This is a genomic window from Pseudomonas sp. C11 (genome assembly GCF_034683865.1).
Lineage (GTDB): Bacteria > Pseudomonadota > Gammaproteobacteria > Pseudomonadales > Pseudomonadaceae > Aquipseudomonas.
The window spans coordinates 255,750-278,961 of the sequence record NZ_JAWIIP010000003.1; the positions used below are offsets into that span (position 1 = coordinate 255,750).

The 23,212-nt window shown below is 63.9% G+C and carries 20 protein-coding genes and 1 pseudogene; 9 read left to right on the plus strand and 12 right to left on the minus strand.

Going from position 1 to position 23,212, the window contains the following annotated elements; all coding sequences use genetic code 11:
- Nucleotides 1-22: 22 nt before the first annotated feature.
- The 5 genes and pseudogenes from VC352_RS25360 to VC352_RS07285 form a co-directional block, all read left to right on the plus strand.
- Nucleotides 23-463: pseudogene (locus VC352_RS25360) on the plus strand (methyl-accepting chemotaxis protein); the annotation flags it as partial.
- A gap of 230 nt (nucleotides 464-693) precedes the next feature.
- On the plus strand, nucleotides 694-2,532 hold the full coding sequence (gene ilvD, locus VC352_RS07270) for a dihydroxy-acid dehydratase (RefSeq protein WP_322978912.1): 1,839 nt from the start codon (nucleotides 694-696) through the stop codon (nucleotides 2,530-2,532).
- Between the two features lie 109 nt (nucleotides 2,533-2,641).
- On the plus strand, nucleotides 2,642-3,100 hold the full coding sequence (locus VC352_RS07275; RefSeq protein ID WP_322978913.1) for a metallophosphoesterase family protein: 459 nt from the start codon (nucleotides 2,642-2,644) through the stop codon (nucleotides 3,098-3,100).
- A gap of 344 nt (nucleotides 3,101-3,444) precedes the next feature.
- The gene (gene gloA / locus VC352_RS07280) at nucleotides 3,445-3,972 is read left to right on the plus strand and encodes a lactoylglutathione lyase (RefSeq protein ID WP_322978914.1); all 528 of its coding nucleotides are present in this window, start codon (nucleotides 3,445-3,447) and stop codon (nucleotides 3,970-3,972) included.
- Nucleotides 3,973-4,102: 130 nt separating this feature from the next.
- Nucleotides 4,103-5,470: a nucleobase:cation symporter-2 family protein gene (locus VC352_RS07285; protein WP_322978915.1), complete on the plus strand. Its 1,368-nt coding sequence runs from the start codon at nucleotides 4,103-4,105 to the stop codon at nucleotides 5,468-5,470.
- A 3-nt stretch (nucleotides 5,471-5,473) separates the two neighbouring features.
- Here the strand turns inward: VC352_RS07285 and VC352_RS07290 are convergent, their stop codons facing one another.
- The 6 genes from VC352_RS07290 to VC352_RS07315 all read right to left on the minus strand — a co-directional run bounded on the left by VC352_RS07290 (nucleotide 5,474) and on the right by VC352_RS07315 (nucleotide 12,368).
- Nucleotides 5,474-6,121: a YitT family protein gene (locus VC352_RS07290; RefSeq protein ID WP_322978916.1), complete on the minus strand. Its 648-nt coding sequence runs from the start codon at nucleotides 6,119-6,121 to the stop codon at nucleotides 5,474-5,476.
- Between the two features lie 66 nt (nucleotides 6,122-6,187).
- On the minus strand, nucleotides 6,188-6,718 hold the full coding sequence (locus tag VC352_RS07295) for a dihydrofolate reductase (RefSeq protein WP_322978917.1): 531 nt from the start codon (nucleotides 6,716-6,718) through the stop codon (nucleotides 6,188-6,190).
- 67 nt (nucleotides 6,719-6,785) lie between these two features.
- Nucleotides 6,786-8,531, minus strand: a complete 1,746-nt coding sequence (locus tag VC352_RS07300) for a hypothetical protein (RefSeq protein ID WP_322978918.1) — start codon at nucleotides 8,529-8,531, stop codon at nucleotides 6,786-6,788.
- 101 nt (nucleotides 8,532-8,632) lie between these two features.
- Nucleotides 8,633-9,655 carry a hypothetical protein gene (locus VC352_RS07305; protein ID WP_322978919.1) on the minus strand — a complete coding sequence of 341 codons (1,023 nt, stop codon included), beginning with the start codon at nucleotides 9,653-9,655 and terminating at the stop codon, nucleotides 8,633-8,635.
- Nucleotides 9,652-11,466, minus strand: coding sequence for a hypothetical protein (locus tag VC352_RS07310; RefSeq protein WP_322978920.1), 1,815 nt, complete (start codon nucleotides 11,464-11,466; stop codon nucleotides 9,652-9,654). The genes VC352_RS07305 and VC352_RS07310 overlap by 4 nt, the downstream gene beginning before the upstream one ends.
- Before the next feature lie 11 nt (nucleotides 11,467-11,477).
- Entirely contained in the window at nucleotides 11,478-12,368 is an 891-nt protein-coding gene (locus VC352_RS07315) for a glycine zipper 2TM domain-containing protein (protein WP_322978921.1), read from the minus strand.
- 255 nt (nucleotides 12,369-12,623) lie between these two features.
- On the opposite strand from VC352_RS07315, the gene VC352_RS07320 reads away from it, so the two are divergent.
- Both VC352_RS07320 and VC352_RS07325 read left to right on the plus strand, forming a co-directional pair.
- Entirely contained in the window at nucleotides 12,624-14,015 is a 1,392-nt protein-coding gene (locus tag VC352_RS07320; protein WP_322978922.1) for a DUF2868 domain-containing protein, read from the plus strand.
- Nucleotides 14,016-14,090: 75 nt separating this feature from the next.
- Nucleotides 14,091-15,473, plus strand: a complete 1,383-nt coding sequence (locus VC352_RS07325) for a GTPase/DUF3482 domain-containing protein (protein ID WP_322978923.1) — start codon at nucleotides 14,091-14,093, stop codon at nucleotides 15,471-15,473.
- Nucleotides 15,474-15,539: 66 nt separating this feature from the next.
- On the opposite strand, the gene VC352_RS07330 is transcribed toward VC352_RS07325, so the two are convergent.
- The 4 genes from VC352_RS07330 to VC352_RS07345 form a co-directional block, all read right to left on the minus strand.
- Nucleotides 15,540-16,067 carry an REP-associated tyrosine transposase gene (locus tag VC352_RS07330; RefSeq protein ID WP_322978924.1) on the minus strand — a complete coding sequence of 176 codons (528 nt, stop codon included), beginning with the start codon at nucleotides 16,065-16,067 and terminating at the stop codon, nucleotides 15,540-15,542.
- A gap of 93 nt (nucleotides 16,068-16,160) precedes the next feature.
- Complete coding sequence (locus VC352_RS07335) at nucleotides 16,161-16,955, minus strand: thymidylate synthase (RefSeq protein ID WP_322978925.1); 795 nt, start codon at nucleotides 16,953-16,955, stop codon at nucleotides 16,161-16,163.
- On the minus strand, nucleotides 16,955-17,755 hold the full coding sequence (lgt, locus tag VC352_RS07340; RefSeq protein WP_322978926.1) for a prolipoprotein diacylglyceryl transferase: 801 nt from the start codon (nucleotides 17,753-17,755) through the stop codon (nucleotides 16,955-16,957). The genes VC352_RS07335 and lgt overlap by 1 nt, the downstream gene beginning before the upstream one ends.
- A 10-nt stretch (nucleotides 17,756-17,765) precedes the next feature.
- Nucleotides 17,766-18,548 carry a sulfite exporter TauE/SafE family protein gene (locus VC352_RS07345; protein ID WP_322978927.1) on the minus strand — a complete coding sequence of 261 codons (783 nt, stop codon included), beginning with the start codon at nucleotides 18,546-18,548 and terminating at the stop codon, nucleotides 17,766-17,768.
- A gap of 128 nt (nucleotides 18,549-18,676) precedes the next feature.
- On the opposite strand from VC352_RS07345, the gene VC352_RS07350 reads away from it, so the two are divergent.
- The gene (locus VC352_RS07350) at nucleotides 18,677-19,420 is read left to right on the plus strand and encodes an NRDE family protein (RefSeq protein ID WP_322978928.1); all 744 of its coding nucleotides are present in this window, start codon (nucleotides 18,677-18,679) and stop codon (nucleotides 19,418-19,420) included.
- A gap of 181 nt (nucleotides 19,421-19,601) precedes the next feature.
- Here the strand turns inward: VC352_RS07350 and ptsP are convergent, their stop codons facing one another.
- Nucleotides 19,602-21,881: a phosphoenolpyruvate--protein phosphotransferase gene (ptsP, locus tag VC352_RS07355; RefSeq protein WP_322978929.1), complete on the minus strand. Its 2,280-nt coding sequence runs from the start codon at nucleotides 21,879-21,881 to the stop codon at nucleotides 19,602-19,604.
- Between the two features lie 20 nt (nucleotides 21,882-21,901).
- Entirely contained in the window at nucleotides 21,902-22,381 is a 480-nt protein-coding gene (locus VC352_RS07360) for an RNA pyrophosphohydrolase (protein WP_322978930.1), read from the minus strand.
- 144 nt (nucleotides 22,382-22,525) lie between these two features.
- Here VC352_RS07360 and VC352_RS07365 point away from each other — a divergent pair, with 144 nt between their 5' ends.
- Nucleotides 22,526-23,182 carry an HAD family hydrolase gene (locus VC352_RS07365; protein WP_322978931.1) on the plus strand — a complete coding sequence of 219 codons (657 nt, stop codon included), beginning with the start codon at nucleotides 22,526-22,528 and terminating at the stop codon, nucleotides 23,180-23,182.
- The last annotated feature ends 30 nt before the right edge of the window (nucleotides 23,183-23,212 follow it).

Below are 23,212 nucleotides of genomic sequence, written 5' to 3' on the forward strand. Positions count from 1 at the left end.
GGTGGTCAGCCGTACGGTGGATATGGTGCAAGGCATCGCTGGCGGGCTGACTCATGCCGCCGAGCGCTTGAGTGCTGTCAGTCAGCAATCGGAGATGATCAACAGCATCGTCCAGTCCATTCGCGGCATCGCCGAGCAAACCAACCTGCTGGCGCTCAACGCCGCCATCGAGGCTGCTCGCGCTGGCGAGCAGGGTCGAGGTTTTGCAGTGGTCGCGGATGAGGTACGTAACCTGGCTTCCCGCACGGCCCAGGCCACTGAGGAAATCATCGAGGTCGTGAGGCGCAACCACGAGCTGGCCCAGGAAGCTGTCTCCAGCATGCAACAAAGCTGCGACAAGGTAGATCAGGGAGTTTTGCTGGCGCACGAGGCAGGCCGGGCCATCCAGAGCATTCAGGGCGGCGCGCAACGAATGGTGGAAACCATCCAACGTCTGACCCACAAGCTCAATCACGGCCTCTGACTCGGCGCCGCAGTACAACCTGGCCAGCCCTTCCCGGCTAGCAGCCTTTCCCCTCCAGCCCCGCCGGGCGTAGAATCAGCCGATTCCTCGCCTGGCATCCCCGGCGGGCCCGTGAGCCCAGGCCGCACGAGTGGTGATCCCGTCTCGTCATGCAGCCCTCCCCACGCGGCGATCAGCCGCCCCGACCTTGCTCACCGCACACATAACCGAATTAGCCGCAGGAAACCGTCATGCCCGATTACCGCTCGAAAACCTCCACCCACGGCCGCAACATGGCCGGCGCCCGCGCCCTGTGGCGCGCCACCGGGATGAAGGACGAAGACTTCAAGAAGCCGATCATCGCCATCGCCAACTCCTTCACCCAGTTCGTGCCTGGCCACGTGCACCTGAAGGATCTCGGCCAACTGGTCGCCCGCGAGATCGAGAAGCACGGCGGCGTGGCCAAGGAATTCAACACCATCGCGGTCGATGACGGCATCGCCATGGGCCACGACGGCATGCTCTATTCCCTGCCGAGCCGCGAGATCATCGCCGACTCCGTGGAATACATGGTCAACGCCCACTGCGCCGACGCCATCGTCTGCATCAGCAACTGCGACAAGATCACCCCCGGCATGCTGATGGCCGCCCTGCGCCTGAACATCCCGGTGGTGTTCGTCTCCGGCGGCCCGATGGAAGCCGGCAAGACCAAGCTGGCCAGCCACGGCCTGGACTTGGTCGACGCCATGGTGGTGGCCGCCGACGACTCCTGCTCCGACGAGAAAGTCGCCGAGTACGAGCGCAGCGCCTGCCCGACCTGCGGCTCGTGCTCCGGCATGTTCACCGCCAACTCGATGAACTGCCTGACCGAGGCCCTGGGTCTGTCGCTGCCGGGCAACGGTTCCACCCTGGCCACCCACAGCGACCGCGAGCAACTGTTCCTGCGCGCCGGCCGTCTGGCTGTCGAGCTGTGCCAGCGCTATTACGGCGAAGGCGATGACTCGGTACTGCCGCGCAACGTTGCCAACTTCAAGGCGTTCGAGAACGCCATGACCCTGGACATCGCCATGGGCGGTTCCACCAACACCATCCTGCACCTGCTGGCCGCCGCCCAGGAAGCCGAGATCCCGTTCGACCTGCGCGACATCGATCGCCTGTCGCGCCAGGTGCCGCAACTGTGCAAGGTGGCGCCGAACATCCAGAAGTACCACATGGAAGACGTGCACCGCGCTGGCGGCATCTTCAGCATCCTCGGCGAGCTGGCCCGTGGCGGCCTGCTGCACACCGACGTGCCGACCGTGCACAGCCCGAGCATGGCCGACGCCATCGCCCAGTGGGACATCACCCAGACCCAGGACGAAGCCGTTCACCACTTCTTCAAGGCCGGCCCGGCCGGTATCCCGACCCAGACCGCGTTCAGCCAGAGCACCCGCTGGGACAGCCTAGACGACGACCGCGAGAATGGCTGCATCCGCTCGGTCGAGCACGCCTACTCGAAAGAAGGCGGCCTGGCCGTGCTGTACGGCAACATCGCCCTGGACGGCTGCGTGGTGAAAACCGCCGGCGTAGACGAGTCGATCCACGTGTTCGAAGGCAACGCGAAGATCTTCGAAAGCCAGGACAGCGCCGTCAAAGGCATCCTCGCCGACGAAGTGAAGCCGGGCGACATCGTCATCATCCGCTACGAAGGCCCGAAAGGCGGCCCGGGCATGCAGGAAATGCTCTACCCGACCAGCTACCTGAAATCCAAGGGCCTGGGCAAACAGTGCGCCCTGCTCACCGACGGCCGCTTCTCCGGCGGCACCAGCGGCCTGTCCATCGGCCACGCCTCGCCGGAAGCTGCCGCTGGCGGCGCCATCGGCCTGGTGCAGGACGGCGACAAAGTGCTGATCGACATTCCCAACCGCAGCATCAACCTGCTGGTGTCCGACGACGAACTGGCCGCCCGCCGCGTCGAGCAGGACAAGAAAGGCTGGAAGCCAGTCGCCCCGCGCGCACGCAAGGTGTCCACCGCGCTAAAAGCCTACGCCCTGCTGGCCACCAGCGCCGACAAGGGTGCGGTACGCAACAAGGCGATGCTCGAAGGCTGATTGCTCCGTGCCGCTGTAATGAAAAGCCCGGCCATGCTTGCCGGGCTTTTTCTTGCCCACAGACTTTACCGGCAGCAAGCTGGCACCTGACTCATCACGGGAGGCACTCATGCGCATCGGCCTGATCGCCGACACCCACAACCTGCTACGCCCCGAGGCGCTGGCAGCGTTGCAGGGCGTCGATCATCTGATCCATGCCGGCGATATCGGCGGGCCGCATATCCTGGCCGAACTGCAGCGCATCGCGCCGCTGTCGGTGGTGCGTGGCAACAACGACCAGGACGCCTGGGCTGACACCATCCCCGAGCGGCTGAGGCTGACGTTTGGCGGCGTCACGCTGCATGTGCTGCACGATCTCAAGCAACTGGATTTCGACCCGGCTGAGCATGGCATCGACGTACTGATCGCCGGCCATTCGCACAAGCCGCTGCACGAAGAACGCGACGGCGTGCTCTACCTCAACCCTGGCAGCGCCGGGCCACGGCGCTTCAAGCTGCCCATCGGCGTGGGCCTCCTGCATATAGAGGATGGCCGGGCACGGGCCGAGCTGATCACGCTGCAGGTCTGATGCGGGAGCTGGAATTGAAATGGTGGGCTACAGCGGATCGCCGCCCGGCCCACCCTACAGCTGAAGCCCGGTAGGGTGGACGACGCTTCATCCGTCCACCGTCCACGCCACCCGGTGGACAAAAACAGCGTTGTCCACCCTACGCACTTTGTAGGAGCGGCTTCAGCCGCGATGCTTTGCGCCCAGCCACGCCTACGCTACCCCGCTGCCTGTGGCCCAGTTGCCACCCCGCCGGGAACCCATGCGGTCGCTCGCTGCCCTATAACCCAACCACCAGCCTTGAAAAACGCCATCGCCGCGTCCATCTAGGCAGGTACTGCTTTTTCACGCTTGATGGAGGCCCCATGACCCTCGACGAACTGAACACCCTGCCCGGCGTGACCGCCAAGCCCGACGTCGCCACCGCCGACTTCGTCTACAACCACACCATGATCCGTGTGAAGGATCTGACCAAATCGCTGGATTTCTACACCCGCGTGCTGGGCTTCACCCTGCTGGAGAAGAAGGACTTCCCCGACGCCGAGTTCAGCCTGTACTTCCTCGCGCTGATTGCCGACAAGTCGCAGATCCCGACCGACCCGGCAGCCCGTCATCAATGGCGCAAGTCGATCCCCGGCGTGCTGGAGTTGACCTACAACTACGGCACCGAGAAGGATCCGGAGTTTGCCTACCACAGCGGCAACAGCGACCCGCGCGGCTTCGGCCACCTGTGCGTGGCGGTACCGGACATCAAGGCCGCCTGCCAACGTTTCGAAGACCTCGGCGTGGACTTCCAGAAGCGCCTGACCGACGGCCGCATGCGCGACATCGCCTTCATCAAGGATCCGGATGGCTACTGGGTGGAAATCATCCAGTTCACCGCAGTCGACTGATCCGCCGGGCAACGCTCGGTCGCGGCTAAAGCCCCTCCCACACGCCCACTGAGCCGTGGGAGGGGCTTTAGCCGCGACGCCTCGTGGTGCAACTCGGGTAGAATCGCCGCTTTTTTCGCGGTCGACTGCCATGCACACCCCACCTGCCCCCGAATCCCGCAACGAGCTGCTCTTTGGCCTGGACGACAAGCCGCGTCCGCTGGCCGCCCTGCTCGCCGCCCTGCAGCACCTGCTCGCCATCATCGTGCCCATCGTCACCCCCGGTCTGCTGATCTGCCAGGCCATCGGCGTGTCGCCGCGCGACACCAACATCATCGTGTCGATGAGCCTGGTCATCTCCGGCATCGCCACCTTCCTGCAATGCAAGCGCTTCGGCCCGCTCGGCGCCGGCCTGCTGATCGTGCAGGGCACCAGCTTCAACTTCGTCGGCCCGCTGATTGCCGGCGGTGTGCTGCTGGTCAACCAGGGCATGGCAGTGGAAGCGGTAATGGCGGCGATCTTCGGCGTGGTCATTGCCGGCTCGTTCATCGAGATGGGCGTGTCGCGCATCCTGCCCTTCGTCAAACGCCTGATCAGCCCGCTGGTCACCGGCATCGTGGTGCTGATGATCGGCCTGACGCTGATCAAGGTCGGCCTGATCAGCATGGGCGGCGGCTACGCGGCGATGGGTAATGGCACCTTCGCCAATGGCGAGAACCTGCTGCTGTCGGGCGTGGTGCTGGCCGCGATCATCCTGCTCAACCGCCTGCCGCTGGTATGGCTGCGCAGTTGCGCGATCATCATCGCCCTGGCCATCGGCTATGCCCTGGCCGCCTACCTGGGCCGCCTGGACTTCACCGGCATGCATGAGGCCGAGCTGTTCCAGGTGCCGATGCCGCTGCACTTCGGCCTGGGTTTCTCCTGGAGCCTGTTCATCCCCATGGTGGTGATCTACCTGGTGACCTCGCTGGAAGCCATCGGCGACATCACCGCCACCAGCAAGCTGTCGCGCCAGCCGGTGGAGGGCCCGCTGTGGATGCAGCGGATCAAGGGCGGCGTGCTGGTCAACGGCGCCAACTCACTGCTGGCAGGTGTGTTCAACACCTTCCCCAGCTCGGTGTTCGCGCAGAACAACGGCATCATCCAACTGACCGGCATCGCCAGCCGCCATGTCGGCCTGTGGATCGCCGCGCTACTGGTGCTGCTCGGCCTGTTCCCGGTGGTGGCCGGCGTGCTCCAGGCGGTGCCGGAGCCGGTGCTCGGCGGTGCGGCGCTGGTGATGTTCGGCGCGGTGGCAGCGGCGGGCATCAACATTCTCGCTGGCGTCCAACTGGATCGCCGCGCACTGCTGATCATCTCGGTATCGTTGGCCCTTGGCCTGGGCTTCTCGCAGGTGCCGGAATTCCTCGCCCACCTACCGGCCGGGCTGCACAGCGTGCTGGAATCCGGCGTCGCCACCGGCGGTATCTGCGCGCTGCTGATGAACTGGTTCCTGCCGGAAACGCAGAAAGAAGGCTAAGGCTCAGCTCACGCCCACGTAGCGGTCGGCACGATGGTTGATGGCCAGCACCAGGTTCAGCACCAGCGCGCCGAGTACCGAGAGCAGCACCTTGTCCGGCGATACCACGAAGATGGCCGCCAGCACGATGCTCGCGTCGATGCCCATCTGCACCATGCCGGCACGCCAGCCGAAGCGTTCCTGCAAAAACAGCGCGAGGATGTTCACCCCGCCCAGACTGGCGCGGTGGCGGAACAGCATGAGCAAGCCCAAGCCCATCGCCGCGCCGCCAAACAAGGTGGCGTAAAGGCTGCTCAAGTGAGCGAAGGTAACCCAGTGCGGCGTCGCCTCAGCCAGCAACGACACCAACAGCACCGCGCAGCCGGTACGCAGGGTGAAGCCCCAGCCCAGGCGCCAGATACCCAGCAGGTAGAACGGCAGATTGACCAGGCAGAACACCAGGCCGAACGGCCAGCCGGCCAGGTAGTTGGCGAGGAAGGCAATCCCCACGGTGCCGCCGGTGATCAACCCCGCATGCGCGTAGAAGGCGATGCCCAGTGCCACCAGGGCGGTGCCGAACAGCAGGGCCAGCGCGTCCTCCCACAACGGGTGACGGACGAAGATGGCGGCCACCGCGCTGCGCGGCACCTCATCGGTCGGTTGATCAGTCATGACAGAACCTGCATCAGAGGGCACAAGCCACGATACGGCAGCGCGGCGGCGTCGACGCCGATGTCGTTATGCGCTGCGACGTTCCCATACCTCGAAGGCGTAGAAGGGAGTATCTGCGCCAGCAGGATGCTCGACACTGGACGCCAGGCGCCAATCAGCATCGTCGACCTCGGGGAAGAAGGCATCACCTTCCGGCTCCAGCCCGACGCGAGTCAGGTACAAGCGCTGAGCCAGTGCCAGCCCCTGGGTGTAGAGCTGCGCACCGCCAATCAGCATCAGCTCGTCGGCATCCTCCTGGCGCGCCCATTCGTCAGCCCGCGCGATGGCGGCTTCCAGTGTGGCGAAGACCTCAGCGCCTTCCAGCATCAACCCAGGCTGGCGGCTGACGACAATGTTGAGCCGGCCCGGCAACGGGCGGCCGAGCGAATCCCAGGTCTTGCGACCCATGATGATCGGCTTGCCCAGGGTCATCGCCTTGAAGTGCTTGAGATCCGCCGGCAGGTGCCAGGGCAGTTGGTTGTCGCGGCCGATCACACGGTTGTGCGCGAGGGCGGCGATCAGGGAAAGAGGGCGTGTCGTATTCATGGCGGCGAGCATAGCAGAGTGACAAGCGTCGTCGCAGCCAAGGCAGGTGGCTTGCCGCGCCACCTGCCGGGTTGTCGTCTCAGCTGACTGGAGCGTCCGGTTGCTGGGCGATCACGCCAGCGGCCTGCTCCTGTTCCAGCGCGACCGGCGTACCTTGCTGAAGCGCACGGGTTTGCTCGTTCATCTGGAAGATCTGGCTGGCCGACCTGAGGTCGACTTCGTTGACCCCGGCAATCGCCTCACGGCTTGCGAAGAACTCGTCCAGCTCACCCAGGATAGCCGCCAAGGTGTCATCGCTCTTTTCGAACGACAGCACGTGACGATATTGCTCCAGGTTCATGCTGCCCGGCCGCACGAAAGTGCTGGTCAGCAGCGTGCTGAGCAGGAACCACGGGGTGATGGTCGAGCGCACCACGACGTTTTCCGAACGAGTGCTGTCGTAGATGCTCTGTCCGGTGGATAGCTTGGACTGGGTGTAGGTGCCCTCGATAGAAAGATCGAGCAACAGCGAGCGGAACTGCATTTCAGCCCAGAACACATTGCTCATGCGGCTGATCACCAGACCGAACAACAACAGCAACAGGGGGTAACCCAGCAGCATGAGCTGCTCGGGACGGTAGGCAACCCGCGCCAGATCCCCCAGCAGTACCACCAGCCACAGTGCGCTACCGGCCAGCAAGAGTTGCCCCAGCGCGCTGGCAATGCTGCGCGTCAGGCGATAGGCCGCAGTGTGTTCGAGCGTTTGCACCACCGGCTGGGTTTCCACCAGCGTGCGCCCCTTGAAGGCACCCTTGTCCTGGCCGCCCTCTTCCATCATTTCCGGGTTGAACTTCAGGTACACCCGGTTAGGGATTTCCTGGTAACGGCGGTTGGCCAGAATGTGCGCATCGAGGCGAATGAACAGCTCACGCGGCACAAGGTTGCGCTGCCAGTTGTCGCGATGCTCGGAAACCTCGGTATGCGGATCGACGCTGCGCAGGCGCTGCAGCAACATGAACAAGCCCAGGCCGCAGGCCAGCAACGCCAGGCACAGCGCGGTCAGCAGCAGCGGCGTCGGGTTCACCGGCAGGGCAGGGATCGAATGGACGTGGCTGTGCACGTAAACCAGCGCGACCGGCAGCAGGATGGCCAGGCTGATGATGAAACCGATACGCGGCAGACCGATGTTCATGTCGCCCCGGCTGTAGTGCTGCAGTGGATTGCGCATGCCGAACCACAGCTTGAACAGATACAGGGTCAGCAGGCAGCCGAGCCAGGCCATCACCGGCGTACCGTTGAGACGTGCCAGGCCGCTGGCACCGGCGAACCAGGCCAGCGCGTAGGTCAGCAGCATGAAAAGGGTCATGCACAGGCCGAACAGCAGGTTTTCCGCCAGGCCGCGGTAGGTGGGCGGCAGGAAGATCAGCTTGGGCACCAGGGTATGAACTAAACGAGCGAAGAGGCTCTGCGGTTCCTTGAAGGTGGTGTTCTTGCGCCCCATGAGCATGTCGTGCAGTTGCTCTGCGGTATAGGCCAACAAGTGACGCGCCTCACCGTCAGCCTGATTCTTCGCCAGGCTGGAAGGCACGTTGCGCCCGACATAAAAGCGAAACACCTTGAGCAGACCATCGCCTAGTCCAACCAGGCCCCAGACCAGCAACAGCAGGCCGACACCAGCATGAAGCCAGCCTTCGATCTCGCGGCGAGAGTCGACCAGGCCCGCGACCTGAAATAGGCAGTACGCCCCGAGCAGCACGACCAACGCGCCACGTGCAGCGACCATTGCACCTTCGATCCGGAACGGATTACCGATGCCCAGCGACTGCGAGCCGAAATCGTATGACATAACAACGCTCTTGAATGTTTTGAGTGAACGTAAGGCGCGAGGCCAGCCCGTGCATGCCGGGCCGACCTCACCGAATGTAGCTCACCGCGCAGGGTGGGCCATCACAGGCTGCTGAGTTTCGGGTTCAGACGCTCGAACAGACGCCTGGCTGAACGCTCATCATCGAGCTTGCTCAAGTCGACCAGCCGAACCTTATCGGGACTGAGGCTGAGCTCGACCCCCTGTGCATCACCCCGTAACAGGTCACCAAGCAAATCACAGGCACCGTCGAGCGAGCTCCCGAGTTTCTCGTCTTCGCAACGCCCGACGATCTCCTTGACCTGCCGCTCGTAATGACGCGCACGCTGCTCGTCGGCACTCCCGGCGGTAGGATCCAGCGGCGTGTTGTAACGCTGCTGCAGGGCGATACTGCGTTTAAGCATGCCGTGATCCTTGAGACTCAGCGTGACACTGGCGATTTCTGCCCGTTCGAGCCCCTGTTCGAACCCCTGAAGCAGGCCAAGCACCTGGAAGAGGTTCTCAGCGTCGGCCAGTTCGTCCTGCACACGGACGAGTTGTCGATTGAGGCCACGCTGGTTGCTCAACTGATAGTTGACACGCATCTCGAACAACTCGGGCAGGCTCACCATCAGTTCACTCTCAAGCGTGCCGGCATCATCATCGATGTCAACGAACAGCTCCAGATCCGAAGGCGCAAGGGTCATCAAACCGCTATTGAGTGCAGGTTCAAGATCATGCATGGCACGTCGTGCACCGCCACCGGCCAACGCGCCGATACCGCGCAGATTGGCATAGGCCGAATCATCCGCCTCGATACCCTTGAACTGCAGCCGAATACGGCTGCGCTCGTCACCTTGCAACAGCTCACTGACGGTCATTTCCTCAATTCGCAATGGCGGTTGATTGCGCCCCGTCTCCAGCTCCACACCATGGATGCTAACGCGACCACCGAAGGGGCTCGATGACACCGATTGCCAGTGCAGCTTGTCATCCACCTCCATGTCGTACGCCCAATCCTCAAGGCGCTTCTCGGCCTGTTTTGCGGCATAGGCACTTAACCCCCAGTAACCGGCCGCCAACAGCACAACAGCACCGCCGGCGACTGCCATGACGCTCTTGTTCATTGCTCGTCTCCTTGCTCGACGGCCCGATCCGGCCAGGCTTTCTTGATCACATCCCTGGCACCTTCGACAGTCCAGCTCGGATCACCAATTTCATGACGCAGCAGGGTCAATGGATCACGCAGATCGGCACACTCATCCTCGTTACAGGCAATCAGCGAGCTGGCGGCTACCAACGTCAGTGGCAGTTGCTGGTTATCCAGGCGCTCCCCGTCCAGGCGCGCCTTGCCCTTGACCAGGAACCAGCCCTTATCGGCATCCTGTGCGCTATCGTCGGTATTGAGCACGGCCTGGTAGGGGTATTCGATCTCCCAACCACCTTCGGTTTTGCCACCGATGTAGACGATCTGGCTGTAATCGACCGCATTGCCCTTGAGCATGCCGGCGTAGCTGCCCCCACCTGTTGGCGAGTAACTGGCATCACGACTGATGCGCTGGTAGAGCTCTTCCGGTTTGCGAGTTTCCCGCCGCAACTGACGGTAAAGCTGCAGTTGCTGCTCAGCCTGACGCCCCAACAGCTCGCGCTGACGTTGCTCCTCGCGTTGGCGCTGCAACTCGGCCTGACGCTGCTGCTCGGCCTCTTTGCGCTCGAAGGCGAACAGATAGTTATCGGCATGTTGCAGGTTGTAATCCCAAACACGGGTGCGGTAGCGGCGTGACAGGCTGATTTCATACAGCCAGAAGTCGCGATCACCTTTGAATAACCCCTGATCCAGATCGCGCATGGCGTAGAAGCGTAGGTTGTCCAGATCAGGAGCGGCTTGATCCAGACGTGCAGTGGCCAGCTCGATCGTGCGCTTGATGCTGTCGGCATTGCGGAACAAATCGCGATTCTCGGTCAGAGCCAGCAGCATGCCGCTGCCGGCATTCCAGCTACCGTTGTAGTTACGCCCCAGACGCAACAGATAGTGCACCTTGCTGGCTGGCTCACTGAACAAAGACAGCAGCAGGTTGTTGCTGTCGTCAAAGCCGACCACAGGCAGGTCAGGCACCTTGCCGGCAACCGGTAACCCGGCGAGGAACCCGCCGTTATTGAAGCTGTACAGACGCACGCCATCGCTGCGCGTGACACTCAACTTGCCAGGCCCTTGAGCATAACCATCGGTGCCACAGGTCACGCCTTGCGACTCAGCGCGCACATTCTGTACGGGGTCTTCGAACTTAACCGCGAGACGGAAGCGACAGCCGGTCTGGTCGGTGACCTCAGTAAGAAAACTCGCCTTGGCCAGTGCCTCATTCGAAGAGGGAGGCTGCCAGCCAGATACCGTAAAGTCCGGGCTGGGCACGCTGGCAGGTGCAGCAGGTGCAGCAGGTGCAGCAGGTGCAGAGCTTGAGGCCGCGTCAGGCGCCTCGGCAACGACTGGCGCAGGCGGGTTGGCCACCTCAGGCGCAGGCTCAGCAAGAGGCTGGGGAGCGGGCTCGACGACAGCCGGTACCTCTGCCACAGGAGCCTGAACCGCCGGGGCATTCGGTGCGTTGACCTGAGCCTGCCAGCCTCCACTCTGTGCAGCACTGCCGCTGGCCAGACGCTGACCGGAACTGTCCGTGCTGTACCACTGCAATTGGTTGGCAGCCGCGCACTGATTGCTGATCAGGCCACCCAATTTGGGCAGCAGACGCCCTACAGCGGCCGAGTCCGGCGTTGCGTTGGCGAAGGCGAAGCGCAATTGCAGGCGCTCGCCACACCAGGGCTGCCCGTCGACATGCTCAACGAAGACCTCGACATTTTCAGCCTTCGAGTAGGCCAGGCGATGATCAGCCGCCTGAGCCGAAACGGCCAACGCAAGCAAGCTGAGTGCAAGTAAGGATTTCATCGAAGACTCCGTCAGATCAGTTCCCAGGCGCCATCTGCCGCCTGACAGGCCTGCACGGTCTGTTTCTCGTGCCCACCCTTGACGCTGACGTCATAGTCCAAAGTGCGGCAGGTGGTCTGCGCCGCCACAGTCTGCTGCACAGGTGCGGCATCCAGGTCGATGGCATCGAGGTCGATCCCCTTGCTCGATGCGGTACTGCTGTCGAGGCTATCAAGATCGGTTGCGCTATCGACCACAGCCTGTGTTGCGCCAGAAGCTGCAGGCGCCGGCTGTACTTCGGCCACAAGCGGTGCATAGACATAGCCGATGGTCACACCCCGGCGTCCCACCATGATCCAGTCATTATCTGTACGCCCGATAGCGGTGAACGTGGTGTCCACTGGCAGACCGCCGACCTTCTCGGCATTGAGATCAGGCGCGTTGCGTACATTGGCCGATTTCACAGCGCGGTAGGGTTTGTTGATCAACGTCATGTTGGCCACCGGCTGGACAGACGGGGCGCGCTTGACCTCGACCTGACGCTGAACGGTCTCAGTTTTGACCGGCGTGATGGTTGCAGTAGCGCCGCTGTGCGCCGACGCCCATTGACTGCTCTGCCCATCTTGGGAGAACTGCAATGCTTGCTGCGTCTGCTGTGCCAGAGCCTGGCGGTCGCGCTCATCGAGCTTGGCGCCAATGGTTTTACCCAGATAACCGCCGGCTAGAGCCCCTGCCAGCATCGCCACGGTACGACCGTTGCCATTACCGATTTGGCTACCAATCAGCACGCCAGCGGTTGCCCCGACCAGAGTGCCGATATTTTCCTTGTTGACCCACTGATTATCGGAGAGGTTGGCGCACCCCGACGCCATGACGATCGAGGCACCGAGCAGAAAAGCTCCGGTCTTTTTTGCAAACTCCATGGGATTCCCTTATTCGTGACTGAAAAACAGACGTGTTCAGGGAGGAGCCATGAAATTTGGCTAGATTTGGCGCTCTTCCCTGATGCTGGCGCCAATTTACCCACACAAAGGAATAGCAAAACAACATCACTCGACATAAATATTCACCCCCACCATCCCAACACGCCTCCTAGAAACACCGACTCATTCCGTTGATTCGCCTCCATAGGGCTCAGCGGTTATCCTCGGCCTCTAACCCGTACGACGAGACGCCACGTGACTGACGCCTCCTCCCCCTCCGTTTTCCAACGCCTCTGGCTCAGCGAGACGATTCGCCTGCGCGAAGAGCACGCCGGCCCGCTCGACGACGCCGAGGCCAATCGCCTGGCCCGCACCGAAGCGGGCGACCTGGCCGCACGTATCCAGCAGCGCGCCCTGCTGCTGGCGCGCCGCGATGGCCAGTGGCAAGCGTTGTTGCACTGGCTGCAGGGTGCACGCCTGGCTGGCCTGCTGCTGGTGCTGCTGGCCCTGCTCAGCGGTGCCGGCCTGGCACTGGCAGCGCTGGGTGATGGGCGCCAGCCGGTCAATGTGTTCTGGGCGCTGGGTAGTCTGCTGGGGCTCAACCTGCTGATGCTGACAGGCTGGCTGCTCGGCCTGCTGCTGACCCGTGACAGCCCCGGCGCCCTGGGCAGATTGTGGCTCTGGCTCAGCGAAAAGCTGGCGCGCGATGCCAGTGCCGCTCAATTGGCGCCGGCCCTGCTGTTGATGCTGCAACGCCAACGCCTGACCCGCTGGGGCCTGGGCTTGCTGGTCAACGGCCTGTGGACGCTGGCCATGCTCGCTTCGCTGGCCACCCTGTTATTGCTGCTCGCCACCCGCCGCTATGGCTTCGTCTGGGAGACCACCATCCTCGGCGGCGACACCTTCATCGCCCTGACCCAAGCCATCGGCGCCCTGCCCGCCTTGCTCGGCTTCAGCCTGCCGGACGTGGAGCTGATCCGCGCCAGTGGCGATTCCGCGCTGACCAGTGAAATCGCCCGACAAAGCTGGGCCGGCTGGCTGGTGGGCGTGGTGCTGGTCTACGGCCTGTTGCCACGCCTGCTGCTCGCGCTGCTGTGCCTGTGGCGCTGGCAATCCGGCAAAGGCGCACTGAGGCTGGATCTCGACCTGCCCGGCTACAGCCTGCTGCGCCAGCGCCTGCAGCCGGATAGCGAACGACTCGGCATCTGCGACCTGGCGCCCGCCGAACTGCATCAGCCGCAAGGCGGTGCCAATGGCCAGGCTGGCAGCGGCGCCCTGCTGCTTGGTCTGGAATTGGACGACCGCCGAACCTGGCCGCCGGCCTCATTGCCCAGAGGCGTGGCCAATGCCGGGGTGATCGACAGCCGCGAACAGCGCCGGCAGTTGCTCGAACAACTCACCCGTTTCCCGCCCGAGCGCCTGGCCATAGCCTGCGACCCGCGCCGCTCGCCGGATCGCGGCACCCTGGCGCTGCTCGGCGAGCTATCGCGCTGCGCAACCGCCACGCGCATCTGGCTGCTGCCACCCGCCCCCGGCGAAAGCCTGGACAGCGCGCGCCTGGCGGACTGGCACCAGGCACTCGCCAGCCTGGGGCTTGCGCACCGCGATACGGCGCCATTGAGCTGGCTGGAGACAGGGCATGACTAGAGAACTGCAGGCGCACGAGCTCGCTCCTACCTCAATCTACGCTCTGCCTCCGGGCTGCCTGATCGAGGCCACGCCATGACCCCGCCGCTGAAACTGGCACTGGTCGGCCATACCAACGTCGGCAAGACCTCGCTGCTGCGCACCCTGACCCGCGATATCGACTTCGGCGAAGTCTCGCCACGCGCCAGCACCACCCGCCACGTCGAGGGTGCGCGCCTGTCGGTGGATGGCCAGGCCCTGCTGGAGCTATACGACACGCCCGGCCTCGAAGACGCCATCGCCCTGCTCGACTACCTGGAACGCCTCGACCGCCCCGGTGAGCGCCTGGACGGCCCGGCGCGCCTGGCACGTTTTCTCGACGGCAGCGAAGCGCGCCAGCGTTACGAGCAGGAGGCCAAGGTGCTGCGCCAGCTCATGGCCTCCGACGCCGGGCTCTATGTGATCGACGTGCGCGAGCCGGTGCTGGCCAAGTACCGCGACGAGTTGGCGGTATTGACCATGTGTGGTCGCCCGTTGCTACCGGTGCTCAACTTCGTCGCCAGCAGCCAGCATCGCGAGGGCGAATGGCGTAAAGCGCTGGCTCGCTTGGGCTTGCATGCCCTGGTGGCGTTCGACAGCGTAGCGCCGCCGGAGGATGGCGAACGGCGGCTGTACGAAAGCCTGGCCTTGCTGCTGGAGCGCGCGCGCCTGCGACTGCAACGGCTGATCGAAGATCACGAGGCGCAGCGCCAGGCCCGGCGCCAGGCCGGCCAACGCCTGATCGCCGAACTGCTGATCGACTGCGCCGCCTGCCGCCGCAGCGTCGCCGCCCAACCTCTGCTGGAGCAGGCCGCCGTGAACGAGCTGCGTGCAGCCATTCGCCAGCGCGAACAGCGCTGCGTCGAGGCCCTGTTGCGTCTGTACGCCTTCCGCAGCAGCGATGCCAAGGCGGCCGATCTGCCGCTGCTCGATGGCCGTTGGGGCGACGATTTGTTCAACCCGGAAACCCTCAAGCAGCTCGGCATCAAGGTCGGCGGCGGCATGGCCGCCGGTGCCGCCACCGGCGTCGGCGTCGACCTGCTGGTCGGCGGTTTGACGATGGGCGCCGCTGCCGCATTGGGTGCGGTGATCGGCGGCAGCGCACAGACTCTGCGCAACTACGGAGCAAGACTGAAGGGAAAACTGAAAGGCCAGCGCGAGCTGACCGTCGACGACGCCGTGCTGCGCCTGCTCGCCCTGCGTCAGCAGCAACTGCTGGCCGCCCTGGACGCCCGTGGCCACGCCGCGATGGACGCCATCACCCTCAGCGCCCCGCAGGAAAGCCTGTGGCGCCAGGGCAAACTGCCCGCTCCGCTGAACGTGGCACGTGCTCACCCACAATGGTCGTCGCTCAATCCCGGCGCACGCCTGGAAGAGGCCGAACGCGCGGAACAAGTGGAACGCCTGCGCAACGACCTCTCTATGCAGTCGGTGGGCTAAAGCCCACCCTACGCGGGGGACGGCACACCTGTAGGGTGGGCTTCAGCCCACCACATCGGCGCCCCACTACTCCCCGAACTGTCCATCGCTATCACCTCGTCCACCCCAATCTGCCGGCAGGAGCCCGCGCGCCACATAACGATGGAAGCTCGAATAAGGCCAGTCGCCAACCTGACGCACCAAGCCATGCTTGACCGGGTTGAAATGGATGTAATCGACATGCCGTGCGAGGTCATCCTCATCACGGATGCGGTGCTCCCAGAAGCGTCTCTGCCAGATGCCTTTCTCACGTTTTCTCGATTTGCTGGCGCTGACGATAGGCCTGGCGGGTAGCGCCCGGGAAAACTGGCTTTTGATCGATGCCCAACGCAGGGAATAGTCCTGATCATCCTCGGGCAGCTCCCATACGGCATGCAGATGATCGGGCAATACGCAGATGGCCACGGTCTTGAACGGCATGCGTTTGCTCGCCTCGACGTAGACCTGGCGCAGCAGCACAATTTCCTCAACCAGTAAGCGCGAACGACGATCCGCGAGGGTGACCGTAAAGAAGTAGGTTGCACCGGAAATCCGTTCGCGGCGGTAGTTGGGCATGGGCAATCCTTTGCCTGATAGAGATAGGGCCGGCGGCACGATGAATCGGTGGGCTGAAGCCCACCCTACAGCGGAGCGCCACCCACAGCCATCTCAGACGGCCACAGGCGCCTTGATATGCGGGTGCGCTTCATAGCCCACCAGCTCGAAGTCCTCGAATTTGAAGGCCAGCAGATTCTTCACCTCGGGGTTGAGCTTCATGGTTGGCAGCGGCAGCGGCTGGCGGGTCAGTTGCAGGTCGGTTTGTTCGATGTGGTTGGCGTACAGGTGGCAGTCACCGCCGGTCCAGATGAACTCGCCCGGCTGCAGGTCGCAGACCTGCGCCACCATCAACGTCAGCAGCGCGTAGCTGGCGATGTTGAAGGGCACACCGAGGAAGATGTCAGCCGAGCGCTGGTAGAGCTGGCAGCTCAGCTTGCCGTCGGCGACGTAGAACTGGAACAGCGCGTGGCACGGCGGCAGGGCCATCTGCTCGACCAGTGCCGGGTTCCAGGCCGAGACGATCAGGCGGCGCGAATCCGGGTTCTTTTTGATCATCTCGATCAGCTTGGCGATCTGGTCGATGGACTCGCCATTGGGCGCCGGCCAGCTGCGCCACTGGTAGCCGTACACCGGGCCGAGGTCGCCGTTCTCGTCGGCCCACTCGTCCCAGATGCTGACGCCGTTGTCCTTGAGGTACTTGATGTTGGTGTCACCCTGGAGGAACCACAGCAGTTCGTGGATGATCGAGCGCAGGTGGCACTTCTTGGTGGTGACGAGGGGGAAGCCGTCAGCCAGGTCGAAGCGCATCTGATAGCCGAACACGCTGTAGGTGCCGGTGCCGGTGCGGTCTTCCTTGAAGGTGCCGTGTTCGCGCACGTGGCGCATCAGGTCGAGGTACTGTTTCATCAGGCGACTCCCTGCACGCGCTGGCGCTTGTAGGCGTAGGCGATCAGACCGAGGCCGCCGAGCACCATCGGCACGCAGAGGATCTGCCCCATGGTCAGCCAGCCCCAGGCCAGGTAGCCGAGCTGGGCATCCGGCACGCGGACGAATTCGACGATGAAGCGGAACACCCCGTAGCAGGCGGCGAACATACCGGACACGGCCATGGTCGGGCGCGGCTTGCGCGAGTAGAACCAGAGGATGACGAACAGTGCCACGCCCTCCAGAGCGAACTGGTAGAGCTGCGACGGGTGACGCGGCAACTGCTGCGGATCGGTGGGGAAGATCATCGCCCAGGACACGTCAGTGGCCTTGCCCCACAACTCGGCGTTGATGAAGTTGCCGATACGCCCCGCGCCCAGGCCGATCGGCACCAGCGGCGCGATGAAGTCCATCAGCTCGAAGAAGCTCTTGCCGTTGCGCTTGCCGAACCACAGGGTGGCGAGCATCACGCCGATCAGGCCGCCATGGAAGGACATGCCGCCTTCCCAGATGCGCAGGATCTTCGCGGGTTCGGCGAGGTACGCCGGCAGATCGTAGAACAATACGTAGCCCAGGCGCCCGCCGAGGATCACCCCCATGGCCACCCAGAACACCAGGTCGGACAGTTTGTCCTTGGTCCAGGTCGGGTCGAAGCGGTTCAGCCGGCGCGCGGCCAGCAGCCAGGCACCACCGATGCCGACCAGATACATCAGGCCGTACCAGTGGATTTTCAGCGGACCGAGGGCGACAGCCACCGGGTCGATCTGCGGATAAGGCAGCATCAGGAACTCCTTAAACGAGGAAACTCAAACCCACGCTGAACAACAGCAGGGCGAACAGGCGCTTGAGCAACAGCGGCGACAGGCGATGGGCCAGGCGCGCACCAAAACGGGCGAAGAACATACTGGTCAGCGCAATGCCCAACAGCGCCGGCAGGTAGACGAAACCGACGCTCCATGACGGCAACAGCGGGTTGCCCCACCCCGTCCAGATGAAGCTCAGGGCGCCGGCCACGGCGATTGGCAGCCCGCAGGCCGACGAAGTCGCCACCGCCTGCCGCACCGGCACGCTGCGCCAGACCAGAAAGGGCACGGTCAGCGAACCGCCGCCGATGCCGAAGATCGCCGAGGCCCAGCCGATCACACCACCCGCCACCGCCAATCCAGGCTTGCCTGGGACACCGCGGCTGGCACGAGGTTTCAGGTTCAGCAACAGTTGAGCGGCGACCAGCAGGGCGAAGACGCCAATGATCTTCTGCAACCACTCGCCGTGGATGGCTGCCGCCGTCAGCGCACCGAGCACGCTGCCGAGCAGGATGCCAAGGGTCAGCCAGCGAAACAGCGGCCAGCGCACCGCACCCTGGCGGTGATGCTCGAGCATGGAATTGATCGAGGTGAAGACGATGGTCGCCAGCGAGGTGCCCACGGCCAGATGCGTGAGAATCTCTGCCGATATGCCCTGTGAGGCGAAGCTGAAGACCAGCACCGGCACGATGATCAGCCCGCCACCCACGCCGAACAGCCCGGCCAGCACACCGGCAGCCGCGCCCAGCACCAGGTAGAGCAGCAGTTCCATCGACGTCCCCGAAAAACAAAGCGGCATGGTAGCGGAAATGCCCCGCCAGCGGCAGCCGAATCGACGTGCTGGTTGCCCAGCGGGCGAGCACTCGCTAGCCTGCGGGACTCAGCCTGGGAGAACCTGTCATGTGCCTGATCGTATTCGCCTGGCGGCCGCAAAGCGCAACCGTGCTGCGCCTGGCAGCCAATCGTGATGAGTTCTACGCACGCCCCAGCGCGGCCTTGAGCCAATGGTCGGATGCCCCCGGCGTCTTCGCCGGACGCGATCTGGAAGCCGGTGGCACCTGGCTTGGCGTGACCACGCAAGGTCGCTTCGCCGCGCTGACCAATATCCGCGATCCCCGGCAGAAGGTCGGCCCGCGTTCACGCGGTGAACTGACTGCCAACTACCTGCTGAGCCAGATAGCGCCAGGCGCCTACCTCGACCAGCTCGTGCCCCGCGCCGCCGATTACGCCGGCTTCAATCTGCTGCTGGGCGATGCGACCCAGCTCTGGCACTTCAATTCCCAGGAGAGCCAGGCGCGCCGTTTGCAGCCGGGTGTCTACGGCCTGTGCAACGCCAACCTGGATACGCCCTGGCCCAAGCTGCTGCGCGCACGCCAGGCGCTGCAAGAGGCTCCGGATGCCAATGACGAAACGTTGCTGTGGGTGATGGCCGATACAGCGCGACCAGACGACCACCTGCTGCCGAACACCGGCGTCGGCCTGGACATCGAACGTCTGCTGTCGAGCGTTTTCATCGCCAGCGCCGACTACGGCACGCGCGCCAGCACGGTGCTGAACCTTGGCCGGGATGGGCGTTGGAGCGTCATCGAGCGCAGCTTCGGCCCGCATGGTGCCCTTCTGGGCGAGGTGACCCTGCAGATGTAGCCCGAGCTTATGGCCCGGTCTCGGTCGAACGGCCAGCAGCGGAGTGTGCCTTGAAGTAGGAGCAAGCTCTGCTCGCGAAGCTTCTGCCGTTTGCCATGGTTCGCGAGCAGAGCTCGCTCCTACATGAAGCCTCTGCGCTTGGAGCTCTCCAAACGAGAGCCCGCGCCTACACCATTGGCCTTCAGGCCTGGATATTCGAGGCCGGGTTGATTACCCGGCCCAGGCCCAGGTTGCGCAGCGCCAGGTGCAGGGTGCTGTAGATCAGGTGCGGGCTGTCCATGCGCATCACCTGGCCCAGCAGTTCCTTGGCCTTGCTCTGGGTGATCTGGCGCAGCAGCCATTTCACCTTGGGCAGGTTGGTGGCGTTCATCGACAACGAATCGAAGCCCATGGCCAACAGCAGTACGGCCGCTGCCGGATCACCCGCCATCTCACCGCAGATGCTCACCGGCTTGCCTTCCAGATGGGCGTCATGCACCACCTTCTGCAGCGCCTGCAGCACCGCTGGGTGGAGGAAGTCGTACAGGTCGGCCACACGTGGGTTGTTGCGATCGACCGCCAGCAGGTACTGGGTCAGGTCGTTGGAGCCAACCGAGAGGAAGTCCACCTGCCGCGCCAGTTCGCGGGTCTGGTACACCGCAGCCGGGATCTCGACCATCATGCCGATCGGCGGCAGCGGCACGTCGGTGCCCTCGTCACGCACCTCGCCCCAGGCGCGGTGGATCAGGTGCAGGGCTTCTTCCAGCTCCTGGGTACCGGAAATCATCGGCAGCAGGATGCGCAGGTTGTTCAGCCCCTCGCTGGCCTTGAGCATGGCGCGGGTCTGCACCAGGAAGATTTCCGGGTGGTCGAGGGTGACGCGGATGCCGCGCCAACCGAGGAAGGGGTTGTCTTCCTTGATCGGGAAGTAGGACAGCGCCTTGTCACCGCCGATATCCAGGGTACGCATGGTCACCGGCAGCGGATGGAAGGCCTGCAGTTGCTCGCGATAGGTGGCGAGCTGTTCCTTCTCGCTGGGGAAGCGCTCGTTGATCATGAACGGCACTTCGGTGCGGTACAGACCAACGCCTTCGGCGCCACGCTGCTGGGCGCGGGCCACGTCGGCGAGCAGGCCGGTGTTGACCCACAGCGGCATGCGGTGGCCGTCGAGCGTCTCGCAGGGCAGCGCACGCAGGGCGTCGAGGCCTTCGGTGAGCTGGCGCTCTTCCTCGACCACATCGGCGTACTGCTTGCTCAGCAGCTCGCTGGGGTTGGTGAAGACTTCACCGTGATAGCCGTCGACGATCAGCTTGATGCCGTCGATCTTCGAGTACGGCAGGTCGACCACGCCCATCACCGTGGGAATGCCCATGGCGCGGGCGAAGATCGCCACATGGGAGTTACCCGAGCCAGTCACCGAGATCAGGCCGGCCAGCTTGCCTTCCGGCACTTCGCCGAGCATCGCCGGTGACAGCTCTTCGCTGACCAAGATGGTGTTGTCGGGGTAGACCAACGAGGTCTTGCGCTCTTCCTGCAGGTAGGCAAGCAGGCGCCGACCGAGGTCGCGCACATCGCTGGCGCGCTCACGCAGGTAGGCATCGTCCATCAGTTCGAAGCGCGCCACGTGATCCAGCACCACCTGGCGCAGCGCGCCTTGTGCCCACTGGCCGGTACGGATGACCTTGCGCACCTCGTTACCCAGAGCCGCGTCGTCGAGCATCATCAGATAGACATCGAACAGCGCGCGCTCTTCCTTGCGCAGTTGCGTGGCGAGTTTCTCGGACAGCTCCTGCATGTCCTCACGCACCCAACCCAGCGCCTTGTCGAACAGCTCCAGCTCGGCGGCGATGTCATCGACACTACGGTCTGGCACTACATTCAGATCGGCCGGCGGCAGCACCACGACAGCGGTACCGACCGCTGCCCCCGGCGCACCCGGCACGCCGACGAACTTGGCCTCCTGCACGCCTTTGCCCTGGCGCCCCAGACCGCGAATCGAGCCAGTCGCCTCAGCATGGGCGATGACACCGGCAAGCTGGGCGCTCATGGTGACCAGGAAGGCCTCTTCGCCCTCGTCGAACTGGCGGCGCTCCTTTTGCTGCACGACCAGTACGCCCATCACGCGGCGGTGGTGGATGATCGGTGCACCGAGGAAGGAGGCGTAGCGTTCCTCGCCGGTTTCGGCGAAGTAGCGATAGCGCGGGTGACTGGCGGCGTCTTCGAGGTTCAGCGGTTCTTCGCGGCTACCGACCAGGCCGACCAGACCTTCGCTGGGCGCCATGCTGACCTTGCCGATGGAACGCTTGTTGAGGCCGTCGGTGGCCATCAGTACGAAGCGGTTGGTTTCCGGGTCGAGCAGATAGACCGAGCAGACCTGGCTGCCCATGGCCTCCTTGACCCGCTGCACGATGATCGACAGCGCCGCCTTGAGATCCTTGGCGGCGTTCACTTCCTGGACGATCTTGCGCAGCGTGTTGAGCATGCTCGGTCAAAATCCCGTAATCAGTCGCGCACACTGAGGCGCGGTGCAAGTTCCTTGAGGGCCCGACGATAGACTTCGCGCTTGAAGGTGACCACCTGGCCCAGCGGGTACCAGTAACTGACCCAGCGCCAGCCGTCGAATTCCGGCTTGCCGGTCAGATCCATGCGCACACGGTCTTCGGCGCCGGTCAGGCGCAGCAGGAACCACTTCTGCTTCTGCCCGATGCACAACGGTTGACTGTGGGTGCGCACCAGACGTTGAGGCAGACGATAACGCAACCAGCCACGGGTGCAGGCAAGGATTTTCACATCCTGCTCTTCCAGCCCGACTTCTTCATTGAGTTCGCGGTACAAGGCCTCTTCGGGTGACTCGCGATCATTGATGCCACCCTGCGGAAACTGCCAGGCGTCCTGGTTGATACGGCGAGCCCAGAGCACCTGGCCGACATCGTTGGTCAGGATGATGCCGACATTGGGGCGGAAACCATCGGAATCAATCACGGCAAGCAACCTCATAGACGCAAGTTCCGGCATTGTTCCACAAAGCCGACGCCAGCAGCAACGCGGGTTTAGACACAGTTTGAAAGCCCCGCCAAAGCGGCTATTCTGGCGCGCCGCAAACCCTTGAAGAACAGGTACAGAACCGTGCGCTTGGCCCTTTTCGATCTCGACAATACCCTGCTGGCTGGCGACAGCGACCACAGCTGGGGCGAATTCGTCTGCCAGCGCGGCCTGGTTGACGCGGCCGAATACCTGGCACGCAACGATGCCTTCTATGCCGATTACTGCGCCGGCAAGCTGGACGTGGTGGCTTATCAGAATTTCAGCCAGGCCATTCTCGGCCGCAGCGACATGGCGCAACTGGCGCAGTGGCACCGCGAGTTCATGGCCGAGGTGATCGAGCCGATCATCCTGGCCAAGGGTGAGGCACTGCTGGCCGAGCACCGCGCCGCGGGTGACAAGCTGGTGATCATCACCGCCACCAACCGCTTCATCACCGCGCCGATCGCCGCACGCCTCGGCGTGGAAACCCTGCTCGCCACCGAATGTGGCATGCAGGACGGCCGCTACACCGGCCAGATTACCGGCACGCCGTGCTACCAGGGCGGCAAGGTAACACGCCTGAACGAGTGGTTGGCCGAGACGGGTCACAGTCTCGACGGTGCCTACTTCTACAGCGATTCGCGCAACGACCTGCCGCTGCTGGAAGCCGTAGCCAACCCGGTGGCGGTCGACCCGGACGACGTACTGCGTGCCACGGCCATCGAGCGCGGCTGGCCGGTAATTTCGCTGCGCGACTGACGCTTCACTCTCGGCCAGCCAGGAACCATT